This is a genomic window from Vreelandella neptunia (assembly GCF_022489065.1).
GTDB lineage: Bacteria > Pseudomonadota > Gammaproteobacteria > Pseudomonadales > Halomonadaceae > Vreelandella > Vreelandella neptunia_A.
The window spans coordinates 65557-83336 of record NZ_JAKVTW010000011.1; the positions used below are offsets into that span (position 1 = coordinate 65557).

Below are 17780 nucleotides of genomic sequence, written 5' to 3' on the forward strand. Positions count from 1 at the left end.
GCGTGTGAAGCCTCATAGCTTAATGCCGCGGTGCAGCGCAACGATGCCACCGGTCAGATTGGTATACTCGACCCGCTCCAGTCCGGCGGCTTCCATCATGTCTTTGAGCGTTTCCTGGTCAGGGTGCATTCGAATCGACTCCGCTAGATAGCGATAGCTCTCGCCGTCACCCGCCACCAGTTCACCCATTTTGGGCAGTAAGCGAAACGAATACTCGTCGTACGCTTTTGAGAGTAGCGGATTGTTAGGTTTGGAGAATTCAAGCACCAAAAGGCGTCCGCCGGGTTTGAGTACGCGCGCCATTGAGCGCAGCGCGGCGTCTTTGTCGGTGACGTTACGTAGGCCAAAGGCAATCGTAATGCAGTCGAAACTGTTATCGGGAAACGGCAGGCTTTCAGCATTTGCCTGAACATACTCGACGTTGCCACCTACTCCGTTATCCATCAGCTTGTCGCGGCCGACTTTGAGCATGGACGCGTTGATATCGGCCAGTACCACCTTACCCCGGGGGCCCACCAAGCGGGAAAACTTGAGCGTTAGGTCGCCCGTGCCACCCGCGATATCCAGCACGTGGTGACCGGGGCGGACACCGGCACGCTCAATGGTAAGCCGTTTCCATACCCGGTGAATGCCCATGGACATCAGATCGTTCATCACATCGTAACGGGCGGCAACCGAATGGAATACATCGGCCACTCGTGAGGCTTTCTCATCAACCGGTACTTCCTGAAAGCCAAAGTGGGTGGTGCGTTTTTCAGTGGGGCTCATTGGGCAGTAGCTCCCGAATTCGAGGCATTGGCAGATCGACCATGGTTTTTTGACCCAGGGGTCGACGCGATTAAAAGAGTAGCATCATTGTAGCCTTGTCCACCCTGGCTTGTCTGCCCGGCTCGACTGAGTATGGGCTGCGTCGTGCAGTTACAGTTGCTTGAATTGGATACTGGCGGGCTCGCGGGAGGCACCGGCGTCTTTTAAGCGCTGTAAGTAGTTGTTCCAGTAGGCCTCTTCATGAGTCGCCAGATCATACAGATAATTCCAGCTAAACAGTCCGCTGTCGTGACCATCGTCAAAGTGTAGTTTTAGTGCGTAGTTACCCGCCTGGGTAATATTTTGCAGGCCAACATCTTTTTTACCTACCTGGAGCACGGCCGTATCGCCACCGTGGCCGCGTACTTCTGCAGAGGGGGAGTAGACGCGTAAAAGCTCAACCGGAAGGCGGAAGCTCTCTCCATTGGCGTAGCCAAGTTCCAGCTCGCGGGGCTGCTTATGGTAGTGAACCCGAGTGGGGGTGGGGGCGTTCATGTTGAGACCTCATGGCTAAGAGTCCATGGCTAAATATGATAACAGCAAGCCCGCGAAGAGCGGGCTTGCTGTTGCTGGCTACACCTATGCTTTTAAAAACGGCAGGCGCTGATAAAAACGGCAGGCGCAGCTTATAAAATATACCGCGACAGGTCTTCGTCGACCGCCAGTTCGCCAAGCTGTGCATTGACATAGTCGCCGTCAATGATAAGCGGGCTCTCCATGTCGCCGCCTCTGAAAGAGGCTTCTTCGAGCAGACGCTCCATCACTGTGTGTAGGCGACGGGCGCCGATATTTTCAGTTCCTTCGTTGACCTGCCAGGAGATCTGCGCGATACGCTCGATACCGTCGGGAGTAAACTCCACATCAAGGCCTTCAGTCGCCAGCAGTGCTTGATACTGCTTGGTTAGCGAGGCAGAGGGCTCAGTTAGAATGCGTTTAAAGTCGTTGGGCGTGAGGGCATCAAGCTCCACACGAATCGGTAAACGACCCTGCAACTCAGGAATCAGATCTGACGGGCGCGAAAGGTGGAAGGCGCCGGAGGCAATAAACAGAATATGATCGGTTTTGACCATGCCGTACTTGGTTGACACGGTAGAGCCTTCAATCAGTGGCAGTAGGTCGCGCTGAACGCCCTCACGGGAGACTTCGCCACCGCTGGATTGACCGCTGCCCTTGGCAACTTTATCGATCTCATCCAGGAACACGATACCGTGCTGCTCGACCGAGTAGACCGCGCGAGCCTTGATCTCTTCCTCGTTGACCAGCTTGCCGGCTTCTTCATCGCGCAGCAGAACCAGCGCCTCTTTCACCGTCACGCGGCGATTCTCACGCTTCTGCTGGCCCATGTTGGAAAACATGCTCTGCAGTTGGCTGGTCATCTCTTCCATGCCCGGCGGAGTCATGATGTCGATGCCTTGGCCGTGAGAGGAGATTTCGATATCAATCTCTTTATCGTCCAGTTGGCCTTCGCGTAACTTTTTACGGAAGGACTGGCGAGTGCTGCCTTCTTCGCGTGGCTTGTCTTCCTGGCCACGGGGAGGCGGCAGTAGGGCATCCAGTACCCGATCTTCGGCGGCATCGGCGGCGCGGTTGCCTACTTCTTCTTTGGCCTGTTCGCGCACCATCTTAATCGCCGCTTCCATCAAGTCGCGAATAATCGACTCAACGTCGCGGCCAACGTAGCCGACCTCGGTGAACTTGGTCGCTTCGACTTTGATAAACGGTGCTTTGGCCAGCTTGGCTAGGCGCCGGGCAATTTCCGTTTTACCCACACCGGTAGGGCCAATCATCAGAATATTCTTGGGCGTCACTTCAGGGCGTAGGTCGTCATCCAGCTGCATACGGCGCCAGCGGTTACGCAGCGCGATGGCAACGGCGCGTTTAGCATCCTGCTGGCCGATAATGTACTGATCAAGCGCGTGAACGATTTCGCGGGGTGTCATCTGAGTCATATAAGTAACCTTTGTGGGCAGTGAGCGGCGTTTGAGAGTCGCGTACGTTGATTAGCGACCGTCAATCGACAGCTCTTCGAGCGTCACGTGATGATTGGTAAACACACAAATATCACCAGCGATCGCCAGCGATTTCTCAGTAATTTCACGCGCCGAAAGCTCGGTATTTTCTAACAGCGCTCGGGCGCTGGCCTGGGCGAAGTTGCCACCAGAGCCAATCGCAATAATGCCGCGCTCAGGCTCGACCACGTCACCGTTACCGGTAATGATCAGCGAGGCGCTATGGTCGGCCACGGCCAGCAGTGCTTCTAAACGGCGCAATGCCCGGTCAGTGCGCCAATCTTTGGCGAGCTCGACCGCTGCTTTGGTTAAATGGCCTTGGTATTTTTCCAACTGCGCTTCAAAGCGCTCAAACAGAGTGAACGCATCCGCAGTGCCTCCAGCAAACCCGGCGAGGACTTTGCCGCGATAGAGGCGGCGTACTTTGCTGGCGTTACCTTTCATTACGGTATTGCCCAGCGACACTTGACCGTCGCCAGCGAGGGCGACTTGGTTACCACGACGAACGGAGACAATAGTGGTCATGGAGATAACTCCTTGGTGGGAGGCGTGCTCCCGATGACTGGCTGGTCACTTGCTCTTTAACATACTGCTTCTAGCAGCGACCATTGTGTAAGCGTTCACAACAAAATGCGGGCGGCTGATAAAAAATCAACCGCCCGCAGGGTATTCCAGATGGGATTATTAGTTTTGCAGTTGGATCAGCAGTGGCTCGATACCTTGGGTATTCATCAAATCCTGAGCGCGGTTCAACTCGCGGGTATCTTCGTAAGGCCCCACTTGAACGCGGTGCCAGGTATTGCCATCCGCCTGTACTTCGCTGATTTCTGCCAGCAGGCTTAGATTGCGCAGCCGGCCGCGCAACTGCTCGGCGTCGCCAACCTCGCGAAACGAGGCAGCCTGAAGCATATAGCGCCCTGGCGTGTTGGTAGCCGCTTCATTCTCCTGGGCTGCGGAGACCTGATCCTCAGGCCGGGTGTTGGCCGCAATGACCTGGGCGATAGGGTCATCGCCTGTGGCCGGGGCTGCGTCGCTATCAGTGGCCTGCTCGGCAGCCTCTGGGCGAACCACGCTGGAAGGTAGCGTGACGCCGGGAGCAATGACCTCGGTTTCAGGCAGCAGAGTATAAAACTCAAATGTTGGCATTGAGGGTTCGGCAGCATCTTCGGTTTCCCGAGCGGCGGCGCGCTCTTCACTGCCATCCGGCTTGGGTAGCACCGTGGCTTGAGGCGTTGCACTCGGCTGCTCTTGCCAGGGGGCGGTACCGTGCTGGTGCTGAGCCAAGAAAAAGCCTGCAGCCATGCCAGCAAGGCCCCACAGCCAGCCAGGAAGGCGGAAACCACCGCCAGAACTACGGGCTGATTTGCGCTGCGAGGTGGCCCCGCGGCGGGCGGGCTTTTTACGCGGGGTAGCCATGAATTACATCTCCTCTGGGGCGCTAACCCCCATTAAATCAAGCCCATTGCGCAGCACTTGACGGGTAGCAAGTCCCAGCGCCAGGCGGGTATTGCGTAGGGTGTCGTCCTCGACCATTACTTTGACGGCGTTGTAGCAGGTGTGGAAATCGCCGGAAAGATCGAGCAGATACTGGGCAACCTGCTGTGGTTCACGGTTTCTGGCGGCGGTTTCAACCACTTCAGGGAAGCGTGCCAAGCGATTAAGAACGGCTTTCTCCTGGTCGCTATCCAGCAGCGCTAGGTTGGCCAGTGCTAATGGGTGGTCGAACGGCTGATCAGCGTCTTGGGCTTTGCGCAGCATGCTGCATACCCGCGCGTGAGCGTACTGAATGTAGTACACCGGATTGTCGTTCGACTGTGAGCGGGCTAAGTCGATATCAAAGGTAAGCTGAGAGTCGGCGCGGCGCGCGGCAAGAAAGAAGCGCGTGGCATCGCGCCCCACTTCGTCGATCAAGTCGCGAACGGTGACATAGCTACCGGCGCGCTTAGAGAGTTTTACCTCAACGCCGGAGCGGGTGACCATCACCATCTGGTGGAGCACGTAGTCGGGCCAGCCTTTGGGAATGCCGACTTCCAATGCCTGTAAACCGGCGCGAACGCGGGTGACGGTGGAGTGGTGGTCGGCGCCCTGCTCGTTAATCACGGTTTTGAAGCCGCGCTGCCACTTGTCCAGATGATAGGCCACATCAGGCAGGAAGTAGGTGTAACCGCCATCGCGCTTGCGCATCACGCGATCCTTGTCGTCACCAAAATCGGTGGTGCGCAGCCACATGGCACCGTCATCCTCATAAGTGTGACCTGCGTTTACCAGCGTCTCAACGGTGGCGTCTACTTTGCCGTCTTCATAAAGAGAGGACTCTAGGAAGTAAACATCGAACTCAACGCCGAACGCTTTAAGATCCAGATCCTGCTCGCGGCGTAGCCAAGCGACGGCGAACTCTTGAATAGCGTCTAAATCGTCAGGATCCTTTTTGGCGGTAACTTCGCGGTCATCGGCGCTTACCGTTTTACCCGCCAAGTAGTCGTTGGCCACATCCACAATGTACTCACCGCGATAGCCGTCTTCCGGCCAGCTTTCATCATCAGGGCCCAAGCCTTTTACCCGCGCTTGTACCGAGCGGGCGAGGTTGGCGATCTGGGCGCCTGCATCGTTGTAGTAAAACTCGCGGGTCACATCATAGCCGGTGGCTTCAAGCAAGCGGCATAAACAGTCACCAATGGCAGCCCCACGGCCGTGGCCAACATGGAGCGGGCCAGTTGGGTTGGCGGAAACGAACTCCACCTGCACTTTTTCGCCTTTGCCTATCAGGCTGCGGCCAAAGGTGTCGCCGCAGTCGAGCACTTGGGCTACGATTTGCGCTGCGGCATCGGCGGCAGCGAAAAAGTTAATAAAGCCGGGGCCTGCAATGTCAGTTTTTTGAATGGCGTCGCTTTCGGGAAGCGCGGCGACCAGCATATTGGCCAGTTCGCGCGGATTTTTACCGGCGGGTTTGGCCAACATAAGCGCCAGATTGGTGGCGTAATCGCCATGTGCTTTGTCTTTGGTGGGGTCCACTTTAATCGTGGGTTGAAGGTCGTTCGGCAGCACGCCTTGGTGCTTGAGCGCGGTAACCGCGCCTTCGAGCAGAGAAACTATAGTGTCGTTCATGTAGGTATCCGGGTGTCGTCGTTGGCGGCGTGTGCTAACGCGCATCAATATAGGTGCGTCAATAAGGCGGCTATTATCAGCAATTGAGCCGCAGTTTCAAAGCCGCGTAATGGGAAGCCCCTATTTAGGAGAGCGTTTAGGAGGGCTTAGGAGAGCGTTTGTGGATCGATATCGATCGACCAGCGCACCTTGCGTGCCTCACGATTCGCTTCCAGCCACTGCACGAGCCAACTGACGGCAGGGTGAAGCTGGCTTCGCTTATCTGCCGCCAGCATGACATGTAAATGGTAGCGATTTTGACGTCTTTCCATCGGTGCAGGCACCGGCCCCAGGCAGCGGGTCGAAACGCCTGACGCTTTGAGCCATTGACGTAGAGCTTGAGCAGCCTGTTGCGCCATGGCTAGGGCCGCATCCTCTTTGGGACTTTCAATCCGCAGTAACGCCATAAAGCAGAACGGGGGCAGTTGGGCGATGCGCCGCTCTTCCAGCATGTTGCGCGCCAGCGCCCCGTAACCGTGCTCCGCCAACTGGCCTAGATGCGGGTCATCGGGGTGTAGCGTTTGAACCAGCACTCTGCCTGGGTGGGCGGCACGCCCCGCACGCCCCGCCACCTGTTCGAGTAACTGTGCGCTATGCTCGAGCGCGCGAAAATCCGCTGCATACAGCCCACCGTCGGCATTGATGACCACCACCAAGGTCACGTGGGGCAGGTGGTGCCCCTTGGCGAGCATCTGAGTACCAACCAGCACACACGGCTCGCCGCGCTGAATCTCTTTTAGCACTTGCTCAAAGCTATCCTTTCGCCGCGTGCTGTCACGGTCAATGCGGTAAATGGTGGTTTTCGGAAACAGCGTTTGTAGCGTCTCTTCAGTACGTTCCGTGCCGCTACCCAGCGCGCGTAAGTCGCCGCTGCCGCACTCGGGGCAGGCGTCCGGCAGAGCGCGGCGACTATCACAGTGATGACAAGCTAGCAGCGGTGGCTGGCGATGCAGTGTCATGCGGGCGTCGCACTGGCCGCACTCGGCCATCCAGCCGCAGGCGTGGCAGGCAAGCGTTGGCGCAAAGCCGCGGCGGTTGATAAAAATCAGCACCTGTTTGCCAGCGCTTAAGGTGCTTTTAATCGCCTTGATCGCACCGGGGAGCAGGCCGCCCTGACGATGCTGGTGGCGTAAATCAATCAGTTCCAACTTGGCTGGTGGGTGGCGGCTGGGCCGCTGGGTCAGGCGAAGATGGCGATAAGCACCGCTGAGCGCTTGATGAAGACTCTCTAAAGAAGGCGTGGCACTGCCCATCAGCAGCGGAATTTTATGGTAGTGAGCGCGGGCCACGGCCAAGTCGCGGGCGTGGTAGCGTAAGCCATCGTGCTGTTTGTAGGAGCCGTCGTGTTCTTCATCGACAATGATCGCACCGGGGTTGGCCAGCGGCGTGAAAATCGCCGAACGAGTGCCGATAATAATCAGCGCACGACCACTGGCAGCGGCTTCCCACACGTCTAGACGCTCGGGGTCAGTAAGGCCCGAGTGCAGCGCCACCACCGGAACGCGAAAGCGGCTCCTAAAGCGGGCGAGGGTTTGCGGTGTTAGGCCAATTTCCGGCACCAGTACCAGCGACTGCTTGCCTTTAGCGGCGATAGCTTCAATCAGTTGCAGGTAGACTTCCGTTTTACCGCTACCCGTAACGCCTTCCAGCAGGCAGGGGTGATAGCTATCGAGTTTTTCATGCAGCATAGCCAGCGCCGTGGCCTGTTCGCGGTTGAGGGGGAGTGCGGGGGTCGCTAGTAAATTGCCGCTTGGCGCTGAAGGGGCCGTTAGAATATGTTCCTGACTGGTGGCCAAGCCTTTCTTCTCAAGCGCCAGTAGCTGGTCGCGGGCAAAACCATGGGCGTTTACCGCACGACTGGGTAACCCATGGGGGTGTTGGCGCAGCAGTGCATGCAGCTCTGCTTGCTTGGGCGCTCGACTAAGAGTCCCTTGTTTACCATCACCCTGGGCGAGCCACAGGGTTTGGGTGCGACCTGCCATGGCGTGACCCTGGCGTAGCCGCGCGGGCATGGCGTGGTGAAGGGTGTCACCCAGGCTGTGCTGATAGTAGCGAGCGGCAAATCGGCATAACCAGAGCCAGTCTTCTGGGAGTGGAGCGTCGTCAAGCGTTTCGCTGACTGCACGCAGTTGGCTGCGCGGCAGGTCGCTGTGATCGGCAAGCTCCACTATTACGCCGACGACTTCACGCCGCCCAAAGGGCACCCGCACTCTCAGACCCGGCTGCCAGCCGCAGACAGGGCTCGTGGTGCATGGCAGGTAGTCGAACAGGCGGCGAAGTGGTGAAGGCAGCGCTATTTTGAGTACTGGTGTTGGCATTTGGGAAGCTACCCGTGAAGAAACAGAATCAGGCAATTGGCCTCCGGCGTTAGTTTTGCTAGAATACGCGACCGCTCAATCTTAACGACCTGTCTTTAAGAACGACATTTAAGAACTATCGTAACGAAAGAGCGTCTAACCGGTTAGTAGTTTTTCCAAACCCGTATGCGGTGCCTGGCGCTAGATCAGGTGGCGGCATATAGCTTCGTGAGGCTCGAAATGAGACAAGGTATTCACCCGAATTACAACACGGTCACCGCTAGCTGTTCTTGCGGCGCTAATTTCCAGGTTGGTTCTACCTCTGGTCAGGACTTCTCTCTGGACGTGTGCTCCAACTGCCACCCGTTCTACACTGGTAAGCAGAAGCAAGCGACCACTGGTGGCCGCGTAGAGCGCTTCAACAAGCGTTTCGGCGCAGCTGTTAAGCGCGGCTAAGCCATACTGGATAGCCACATCGCAAGCACGCCATGTGTTTGTGCAAAACCCACGCCACGGCGTGGGTTTTTTGTTGTTCAGCTAAAACTAACTCAATGGCATTTGTGGAAAAAATTTTCATAAATGCTGCGCCACAGCAATTTGCAAAGCATTACGGCTAAAGCGGTTTTTGGTAATTTTCAGCAAAAATCATACGAAATGCGGCGAATGTGAAGGTAAAATTCAGTTAAACGAGCGTTTTTATATGAGTTGACGACGCGCTTGAGACGCATAGGTTTTTTCTATATTCTGAAAAGACTTATCTACTTTATGTTAACTGGACTCTGACCATGACGGATGCAAATAAGCAGGCTGCTTTGGATTATCACGCGAAACCAATTCCCGGCAAGCTGTCGGTAGAGTTGACCAAGCCCACTGCAACCGCACGGGATTTGGCGCTGGCGTATAGCCCAGGCGTGGCTGAGCCAGTGCTTGAAATCGCCAGGGATGCGGAAAATGCCTACCGCTATACCGGCAAGGGTAATCTGGTCGCCGTTATTACCGACGGCAGCGCTATCCTTGGCCTAGGCAATCTGGGCCCACTGGCGAGTAAGCCAGTAATGGAAGGCAAAGGCGTGCTGTTTAAGTGCTTTGCCGGCCTCAACTCGGTTGATATCGAAGTGGATGCGGAAAGCCCGCAGGCATTTATCGATACCGTTGCGCGCATTGCCGATACCTGGGGCGGCATCAACCTTGAAGATATCAAGGCGCCTGAGTGCTTTGAAATTGAAAAAGCCCTGATTGAGCGCTGCAGCATCCCGGTGTTTCATGATGATCAGCACGGCACCGCGATTGTAACGGCGGCAGGTATGCTCAATGCGCTGGATATCGCCGGCAAAAAAATCGAAGACGTTAAGATTGTCTGCATGGGCGCAGGGGCGGCGGCGATTGCCTGCATGCGGCTGCTGGTCTCTTGCGGTGCCAGTAAAGACAATTTGGTAATGCTTGATCGTCGCGGTGTTATTCACGCCGACCGTGAAGGCATTAACGAATACAAGGCTGAATTCGCCCGCGATACTGAAATGCGTACCCTGGATGATGCCATCGATAACGCCGATGTCTTTATCGGCTTATCAGGCCCTGGGCTGCTGTCCGCCGACCAAGTGAAGAAAATGGCACCCGATCCGGTGATTTTCGCCTGCACCAATCCGGATCCGGAAATTCACCCTGACGTTGCTCGTGAAGCGCGTCCGGATGTGATTATGGCCACTGGCCGTTCGGACTTCCCGAACCAGGTTAACAACGTGCTGGGCTTCCCGTTTATCTTTCGGGGTGCTTTGGATGTGCGTGCCACGCGCATTAATGAAGAGATGAAGCTGGCTGCCGTGCACGCGCTCAAAGATCTGGCCCGCGAGCCGGTACCCCAGGAAGTGCTGAACGCCTACGAGCGTACCGAGATGAGTTTTGGTCGCGAGTACATTATTCCCACGCCTGTCGATATTCGCCTGTTGGCGAGGGTCACCTCAGCGGTGGCTCAAGCCGCGGTTGATTCTGGCGTAGCGCGTAAACCGTATCCTGCGCACTATCCGCTAACGTCAATTAACGACGTTTACGGCGGCTAAGCCACTCACTGAGCTCTGGTCATTACTTACGCCCGCTTCTTAGCGGGCGTAAGTGTTTAAGAGGCTCTCTAATTAGTCTTGTGAGTAACGCGTTAGCCCTTCCTGAGCAGTAGAAGCCACTAATCGACCGTCACGGCTGTAGATATGCCCCCGCGCCAGCCCGCGAGCGCCGCCTGCCCATGGCGAGTCGATAACGTAGAGCAGCCAGTCGTCCAGGCGGGTGTCCTGGTGGAGCCACAGCGCGTGGTCTAGGCTGGCGATGCGTAGCTTGGGGTCGCGATATTCAATGCTGTGAGGAATCAGGCTGGTGGTCAGCAAGTTGAAGTCAGAGGCGTAAGAGAGCAGGTGACGGTGCAGGGCCGGATCGTCCGGAAGGGTGCCTGAAAGGCGAAACCATAAGCACTGACCCGCAGGTGTGCCGCTGTCGGGATTGCCCGTTAGATGCAAAAACTCAATGGGGTGGCCAGGAAAGCGGTCATGTTTGGCATCGCCGCTTTCGATTAACGCTTCCGGTGCAAGCACCTCTGGCATGGCGCGTTGGTGGCTAAAGCTTGCCTCTTCGCTCTGAAAGGAGGCGCTACAGAAAAAGATCGGCCGACCTTTTTGGATGGCGGTGACGCGGCGGGTGGTAAAGCTGCCGCCATCGCGAATGGTATCTACCTGATAGACAACGGGGCGATGGGGGTCGCCAGGGCGCAGGAAGTAACCGTGTTGAGAGTGAGGGCGACGCTCATCTGGCACAGTGCGTGCGGCTGCCGCTAGCGCCTGGCCGAGCACTTGGCCACCGTAGAGCTGAGGAAAGCCTAGATCCTGGCTCTGGCCACGAAATAGCGTCTCTTCCAGCGTTTCCAACTCCAGTAACGCTACCAGTTTGTTCAGCGCGTCTGTCATTCTCGGTATCCTTGCGGCTGTCTCTATCGAATGCTGTCGTTGAAAATGGACTACCACGGCGGCGGGCTGCCCTTTTCATACGATCGTTTAGCTATCAGCTACCTTAGCGGAGTTTACGTTTATGCGCAGCGATGAATTTTACATGTACCGGGCGCTTGACCAAGCCCACCTGGCTGCCGCAGCGGGCGAGGTGCCGGTGGGCGCGGTAGTCGTTGACGCGCAGGGTAATATTATTGGTGCAGGGTGCAATGCGCCAGTGGCCAGCTGTGACCCCAGCGGCCACGCGGAAGTGCGCGCACTGCGTGAGGCGGGTAAGCACCAGGGCAACTACCGCCTTGAGGGCTGTACGCTGTTTGTCACTCTGGAGCCCTGCATGATGTGTGCAGGCACGATGATTCATGCCCGCTTAGCCCGCCTGGTTTACGGTGCCGCCGAACCTCGGGCGGGCATGGTGGAGTCAAAGGCTAACCTGCTGTCACAGCCGTGGTTCAATCATCAGATCATAGTAACCGGTGGCGTGCTAGCCGCAGCCTCGCAAAAACTGCTGAAGGGTTTTTTTGCCGCCCGGCGCGCGCAGCCAGGTGAGCCGTTGCCCACAAACAGGGCTAGTGAGTAAGTTGGACTGACCTTTAATTAAGCGGCGGTACAAGCTCAAACAGCAGTAGCGGATCATCGTTGACAGGTGTTTGTTCTAGTTGAAAAAACTGCTGGCGACTGCGCTCTACATACTCGATCATTTCGTAATAACGGCGGATGTTGCGCACGTAAATCACCGGTTCGCCGCCACGGGCATAGCCGTGACGCGTCTGGCTATGCCATTCGCGCTGCTGTAGCAGTGGTAGTGCAGCGCGTACATCTTCCCAACTGTCGGGGTCGCCGCCGCGCATTTCCGCAATCTTGCGAGCGTCGTATAAATGGCCAAGGCCGACGTTGTAGGCCGCCATGGCCATAAACAGGCGGTCATCGCCGGTAATGCTTTCCGGTAAGCGGTCTTTAATGCTGCGTAAATAGCGGGCACCGCCATCAATGCTCTGTGCGGGATCGGTACGGTCAGCAACGCCCATCTCACCCGCCGTGGGGTTGGTCAGCATCATCAAGCCTCGCACGCCTGTCGGCGAGACAGCGTCCGGATCCCAGTGAGACTCCTGATACCCCACCGCCGCCAGTAGCTTCCAGTCAAACTCTGTTTCACGGGCGGACTGCTGGAACAGTTCCGTGTAACGGGGCAGGCGTGCATCAAGGTGGTCAAGAAAGGTGCGGGTGCCGACATACTCTAAGTAGTCGTCATGGCCAAAATAGCGGCTGACGAGCCGATTGAGCGTGCCGCTTTCTTGTAGGTCTTGCAGGAAGCGATTAGCGGCTTCCAGTAACCCCAGGCCTCGACCACTGGGCACTGCCCACGCCATGGAGAGCGGATCGCCGAGTATGAAACCACGCTCGACGTTGGGGAAAAACAGCCGGTTTAAACGGAATTGATGCTCAAAAATAACGGCGGCATCCAGCGTGCCGTTCTCCACCCGTGCAAGCAACTCAGCAACTTCAAGCTCGTGTGACTCTTTCCAACTCAAGGTGGGATGACGGCGTTGAAGATCGCGCAGCGCTTGATCCGTCCCGGCTTCACTGAGCGTGCCCAGTTCTAAGCCGACCAGATCACTCGGCGCTTTAATGCCGTTAAGTCCGCGGCGGTACACCACCAGCGGCTGCATTTGAATAATCGGGCGAGTGTAGTGGATGCCGGGGCTATCGGGCAGTAGTGGGAGTGCTGCTGCACCGAGATCGCCTTTGTCACGTACCGCTGGCAGCACACTTTCGGGGTGATGGCTGGCGTCAAGATTAAGGCTTACCCCCAAGTAGTCAGCAAAGCGGTGCATCAGCTCGTACTCAAAGCCGGTAGGGCCTTGGCGGCCTTCGTAATAGGTGGTGGGGGTGTTGCGGGTGTGAACGGTAATAAAGTCTTTTGCACTGATATGCGTCAAATGCTCGCCTGGGGGGACGAGGGAAAGAGTCGGTACCATGGCTAACAGCATAATGGCAGTTAACGCATAATAAGCGCTGGCACGGGCTATAAAATGTCGGCAAATCAACGTCAGCATGGCGTCTTGTCGGCATGAAACAAGCTGCCACGATACCCAGACACGGTCATGCTGTCACCTTGTTGATTTCGTGTGGCGGCTGGTTTCCAGTATCATAGGCGTTTTTAGGCACCATAAAAGCATGGTCGCACAGCGGCCCGGTGATTTCCCTGCTCGAATTTCCCTGCTCTAGAGGCTTCAGGATATGCTCGAACTGCGAGGCGCGCCCGCCCTTTCTGCCTTCCGTCATGCTCGGCTGTTAACGGTGCTGCGTGAACGTGTGCCCGAAGTGGAAGCGCTGTCTGCCCACTATGTTCATTTTGTCGATGCTCACACCAATGATCGTCAAACACTGGAGGACGCCTCCCGCGAGCGTTTAGCACAGCTACTCGACTATGGCACTCATACCAGCGTGGAGGTTCCCGAGAACGCCCAGCGTTTTTTGGTGGTGCCGCGCTTGGGTACTCAGTCACCCTGGTCGTCAAAAGCGACTGATATCGCCCATAACTGCGGGTTACGCGACATTAGCCGCATCGAGCGCGGTATCGATTACCGGGTAAGCTTCACCGCCACGCCGGATGACGAGAGCCTGAACGCGCTGGCGGCACTGCTGCATGATCGTATGACCGAAACGGTGCTGACGGATGTCTCAGACGCCGCTAAACTTTTTGCCCAACATGATCCAGCACCGCTGGGCAGTGTGGATATTCTCGAAGGTGGCCGAGACGCGCTGGCTACCGCCAACCAAGCGCTGGGGCTGGCGTTGGCAGAGGATGAAATCGACTATCTTGTCGACGCCTTCAATGAGTTGGGGCGTAACCCCAGCGACGTTGAACTGATGATGTTCGCCCAAGCTAACTCTGAGCACTGCCGTCACAAAATCTTCAACGCGGATTGGGTTATCGACGGCGAAGCGCAAAATCATTCGCTGTTTAAGATGATCAAGAATACGTTTGCGTCATCGCCCGATAATGTTCTTTCGGCCTATAGCGATAATGCCGCCGTCATTAAAGGCAGTCAGGCCGGGCGCTTTTTTGCTACACCGCTAACCGGGGCTGACGACGAACGCGCGCTCTATGCCACTCATCAGGAGCCCATTCATATCCTGATGAAGGTGGAGACGCATAACCACCCAACCGCCATTGCCCCTTTCCCGGGTGCCGCGACCGGCTCCGGCGGTGAAATTCGCGATGAGGGTGCGACGGGGATCGGCGGTAAACCTAAAGCAGGTCTTTCGGGCTATACCGTATCTAACCTGCGCATTCCTGAGTTTGTGCAGCCCTGGGAGGCGTTTGATTACGGTAAGCCCGAGCGCATGCAGTCAGCGCTTAACATCATGCTCGACGGCCCGATTGGCGGCGCGGCGTTTAATAATGAATTTGGTCGCCCTAACTTAACCGGCTACTTCCGCACCTACGAGCAGGAGTCGCTTAACGAGGGCGGTATCGAGCGGCGCGGCTTCCATAAGCCGATTATGCTCGCCGGCGGATACGGCAATATTCGTGCGCACCATGTTCAGAAGGGCGATATCCCCGTCGGCGGCAAGCTGATCGTCATGGGCGGCCCGGCGATGCTGATTGGCTTGGGCGGTGGCGCTGCATCCAGCATGGCGTCCGGCACCTCCAGCGCTGATTTGGATTTTGCCTCGGTTCAGCGTGAAAACCCTGAAATCGAACGTCGCGCCCAGGAAGTGATTGACCGCTGCTGGGCAATGGGCGACCACAACCCCATTCGCTTTATTCACGATGTCGGCGCGGGCGGACTTTCCAACGCGTTGCCCGAGCTTGTTAAAGACGGCAACCGTGGTGGCCGCTTTGATCTGCGCGCGGTGCCCAATGCCGAGCCGGGCATGAGCCCGCTGGAGATCTGGTGTAACGAAGCCCAGGAGCGCTACGTACTTGCCGTCGCGCCAGAGGATTTAGACACCTTTGACGCGCTTTGTAAGCGTGAACGCTGCCCTTATGCGGTGGTCGGTGAAGCGTTGGAAGCGCATCACCTTGAAGTCCGTGACGGCCACTTTGACAGTAAGCCTGTCGATTTGCCGATGAGTGTGCTGTTCGGTAAAGCACCCAAAATGCAGCGCGAATTTGAGCGTCACGATCCTGAACTTTCCGGCATGATGCTCGACAATCTCGACCTGCGCGAAGCGCTTGATCGCGTGCTACGGCTCCCCACTGTGGCCTCCAAAAATTTTCTGATCACTATTGGTGACCGCTCAATTACAGGCCAAGTGGCCCGGGACCAGATGGTCGGCCCCTGGCAGGTGCCGGTAGCCGATGTCGCCGTAACGACCGCTAGTTTTGATACCCATGCCGGTGAAGCCATGGCGATGGGTGAGCGTCCGCCGGTGGCGTTGATCAACCCCGCCGCCAGCGCCCGCTTGGCCGTCGCCGAAGCGATTACCAATCTGGCGGCTGCGCCAATCGCCAAGCTCAGCGATATCAAGCTCTCCGCTAACTGGATGAGTGCGGCTGAACATCCGGGTGAGAACCAAGCGCTGTATGACGCTGTTTATGCGGTAGGTATGGAGATGTGCCCGGCGCTGGGTATTGCTATTCCGGTGGGCAAAGACTCCATGTCGATGCGCACCGCCTGGGTTGATGATAATGACCAAGGGGAAAGTGAAGACAAGAGCGTAACGTCGCCGCTGTCTCTGGTCGTCACCGGCTTTGCACCTGTTACTAATGCATTGGCGACGCTAACGCCGCAGATCAACTTGGATCAAGACGAATCGGATCTGATTCTGATTGACCTAGGCAGCGGTCAAAATCGCTTGGGTGGCTCAGCCTTGGCGCAAGTGTACGGCCAAGTGGGTAATGACTGCCCTGATGTAGACGACCCGGAAGATATTAAAGCGTTCTTCGAGGTCATTCAGGGTCTTAACCGTGACGGTAAAGTGTTGGCTTATCATGATCGCAGTGATGGTGGCCTGCTGGTGACGCTGCTGGAAATGGCTTTCGCCGCCCACGCCGGGCTTGAAATCAAGCTCGACTGGATGATTGATGAGCCGGTAGAAGCGCTTAATGCGCTGTTCTCGGAAGAGCTAGGCGCGGTCATTCAGGTCAATCGCCAACACACGGAAGAAGTGCTGGCGCAGTTTGCCGTTGCCGGTATCGAAACGTGCGGCGTCATTGCTCGCCCCCGTTATGATGACCAAGTACGCGTGACGCTGTTTGAAGAGCCGCTACTGGAAACCACGCGTCTACTTACCCAGCGCACCTGGGCTGAAACCAGTTACCGCATGCAGGCGCTGCGGGATAACCCCGAGTGTGCCAAGAATGAGTTCGACAATCTGCTTGATAGTCGCGATCCGGGCCTCTCTGCAGCGCCAACCTTTGATATCAACGACGATATTAGCGCGCCCTATGTCAACACCGCCAAGCCAGCCATGGCCGTCCTGCGCGAGCAGGGCGTCAATGGCCAGGTAGAAATGGCCTGGGCCTTCGATAAAGCCGGGTTTGAGGCAGTCGATGTGCATATGAGCGACATCCTCGAAGGGCGTGTTTCGCTTGATGAGTTCAAAGGCCTTGTCGCCTGCGGTGGCTTCTCTTATGGCGATGTGCTGGGCGCCGGGGGCGGCTGGGCAAAATCAGTGCTGTTTAACGAGCGCGCCCAGGAGCAGTTTGCGGCGTTCTTCGCCCGTGACGATAGTTTCTCGCTGGGGGTATGTAACGGCTGTCAGATGCTCTCGCAGTTAAAATCGTTAATTCCTGGGGCTGAAAATTGGCCGACCTTTGTACGCAATGAGTCTGAGCAGTTTGAAGCGCGGGTCTCTATGGTGAGGGTTGAGAAGAGTCCTTCGATTCTGCTTGCCGGCATGGAAGGCTCCAAGCTGCCCATTGCGGTTGCTCATGGTGAGGGGCAGGCGGCGTTCCGTGACAGCGCCCATCTGCGTAGCATGCAGTCGAGCAGTCAAATTGCCATGCGCTACATCGACAACTACGGCCAGGTGACGACGCGTTACCCGGCTAACCCTAACGGTTCGCCCTCGGGCATTACCGGCCTAACCACCCCCGATGGCCGAGTGACGATCATGATGCCGCACCCTGAGCGTGTGGCTCGGGCGGTCACTAACTCTTGGCGTCCGGCGGAGTGGACGGAAGATGGCGCTTGGCTGCGCCTATTCCGCAACGCTCGGGTTTGGCTCAACTAATTTAGGCAATGCGTCCAGGTAATGCGCTTGATTTGACGATAGCGTTCAACGTTAACGGCGGCTTTTGCCGCCGTTAATCGCTAAAATCAGCGCTCAAGCGTGCTGCTGGGGCGCACTCTCTGCTGTTTCGTCTATTGTCACAGGCGGCAGCCCCAGCTTAGCCTCCAGTGTTTCAAGCTCTAAGCGATAGCGCTCCACGAGGTATTCGAAGCGACCAAAATCATGCCCGCAATCCATGCAGTACACGTGGGCTTGAGCACGCCGTGTAGCGGGCAAGCGTTTTAGACGGCTACTGCATTCTGGGCATTCAGGGCTGAAATGATTCGTTGTCATGGTGAACCTCTTTCTTA

At 56.9% G+C, this 17780-nt stretch carries 14 protein-coding genes; 4 read left to right on the plus strand and 10 right to left on the minus strand.

Translation table 11 applies throughout. The annotated features are described in order from the left end of the window. Positions 1–12: 12 nt before the first annotated feature. The 7 genes from ubiE to MLE19_RS14575 all read right to left on the minus strand — a co-directional run bounded on the left by ubiE (position 13) and on the right by MLE19_RS14575 (position 8278). Entirely contained in the window at positions 13–768 is a 756-nt protein-coding gene (gene ubiE / locus MLE19_RS14545) for a bifunctional demethylmenaquinone methyltransferase/2-methoxy-6-polyprenyl-1,4-benzoquinol methylase UbiE (RefSeq protein WP_240718878.1), read from the minus strand. 150 nt (positions 769–918) lie between these two features. Continuing rightward, the gene (locus MLE19_RS14550; protein ID WP_240718879.1) at positions 919–1302 is read right to left on the minus strand and encodes a gamma-butyrobetaine hydroxylase-like domain-containing protein; all 384 of its coding nucleotides are present in this window, start codon (positions 1300–1302) and stop codon (positions 919–921) included. A 131-nt stretch (positions 1303–1433) separates the two neighbouring features. Next, a complete protein-coding gene (hslU, locus tag MLE19_RS14555) occupies positions 1434–2756 on the minus strand; it encodes an ATP-dependent protease ATPase subunit HslU (protein WP_240718880.1) in 1323 nt (440 codons plus the stop codon). 51 nt (positions 2757–2807) lie between these two features. Next, positions 2808–3341: an ATP-dependent protease subunit HslV gene (gene hslV, locus MLE19_RS14560; protein WP_008957546.1), complete on the minus strand. Its 534-nt coding sequence runs from the start codon at positions 3339–3341 to the stop codon at positions 2808–2810. A gap of 159 nt (positions 3342–3500) precedes the next feature. Further along, positions 3501–4232 carry an SPOR domain-containing protein gene (locus tag MLE19_RS14565; RefSeq protein WP_240718881.1) on the minus strand — a complete coding sequence of 244 codons (732 nt, stop codon included), beginning with the start codon at positions 4230–4232 and terminating at the stop codon, positions 3501–3503. A 3-nt stretch (positions 4233–4235) separates the two neighbouring features. Further along, positions 4236–5921, minus strand: a complete 1686-nt coding sequence (gene argS / locus MLE19_RS14570; protein WP_240718882.1) for an arginine--tRNA ligase — start codon at positions 5919–5921, stop codon at positions 4236–4238. Between the two features lie 146 nt (positions 5922–6067). Beyond that, complete coding sequence (locus MLE19_RS14575) at positions 6068–8278, minus strand: primosomal protein N' (protein WP_240718924.1); 2211 nt, start codon at positions 8276–8278, stop codon at positions 6068–6070. 219 nt (positions 8279–8497) lie between these two features. Between MLE19_RS14575 and rpmE the strand changes: the two genes are divergently transcribed. Both rpmE and MLE19_RS14585 read left to right on the plus strand, forming a co-directional pair. Next, positions 8498–8713 (plus strand): 50S ribosomal protein L31, encoded by a 216-nt coding sequence (rpmE, locus tag MLE19_RS14580; RefSeq protein ID WP_146875607.1) that lies wholly within the window; start codon positions 8498–8500, stop codon positions 8711–8713. A gap of 329 nt (positions 8714–9042) precedes the next feature. After that, on the plus strand, positions 9043–10314 hold the full coding sequence (locus MLE19_RS14585) for a malic enzyme-like NAD(P)-binding protein (RefSeq protein WP_240718883.1): 1272 nt from the start codon (positions 9043–9045) through the stop codon (positions 10312–10314). Positions 10315–10386: 72 nt separating this feature from the next. Here the strand turns inward: MLE19_RS14585 and MLE19_RS14590 are convergent, their stop codons facing one another. After that, positions 10387–11205 (minus strand): acyl-CoA thioesterase, encoded by an 819-nt coding sequence (locus MLE19_RS14590; RefSeq protein WP_240718884.1) that lies wholly within the window; start codon positions 11203–11205, stop codon positions 10387–10389. A 121-nt stretch (positions 11206–11326) separates the two neighbouring features. Between MLE19_RS14590 and tadA the strand changes: the two genes are divergently transcribed. Beyond that, complete coding sequence (tadA, locus tag MLE19_RS14595; protein WP_240718885.1) at positions 11327–11821, plus strand: tRNA adenosine(34) deaminase TadA; 495 nt, start codon at positions 11327–11329, stop codon at positions 11819–11821. A 13-nt stretch (positions 11822–11834) separates the two neighbouring features. Here tadA and mltF read toward each other — a convergent pair whose 3' ends face one another. Then, entirely contained in the window at positions 11835–13298 is a 1464-nt protein-coding gene (gene mltF, locus MLE19_RS14600) for a membrane-bound lytic murein transglycosylase MltF (RefSeq protein ID WP_240718886.1), read from the minus strand. 184 nt (positions 13299–13482) lie between these two features. Between mltF and purL the strand changes: the two genes are divergently transcribed. Next, entirely contained in the window at positions 13483–17430 is a 3948-nt protein-coding gene (purL, locus tag MLE19_RS14605; RefSeq protein WP_240718887.1) for a phosphoribosylformylglycinamidine synthase, read from the plus strand. Positions 17431–17523: 93 nt separating this feature from the next. On the opposite strand, the gene MLE19_RS14610 is transcribed toward purL, so the two are convergent. Further along, positions 17524–17763: a hypothetical protein gene (locus tag MLE19_RS14610; protein WP_240718888.1), complete on the minus strand. Its 240-nt coding sequence runs from the start codon at positions 17761–17763 to the stop codon at positions 17524–17526. Between the last annotated feature and the right edge of the window lie 17 nt (positions 17764–17780).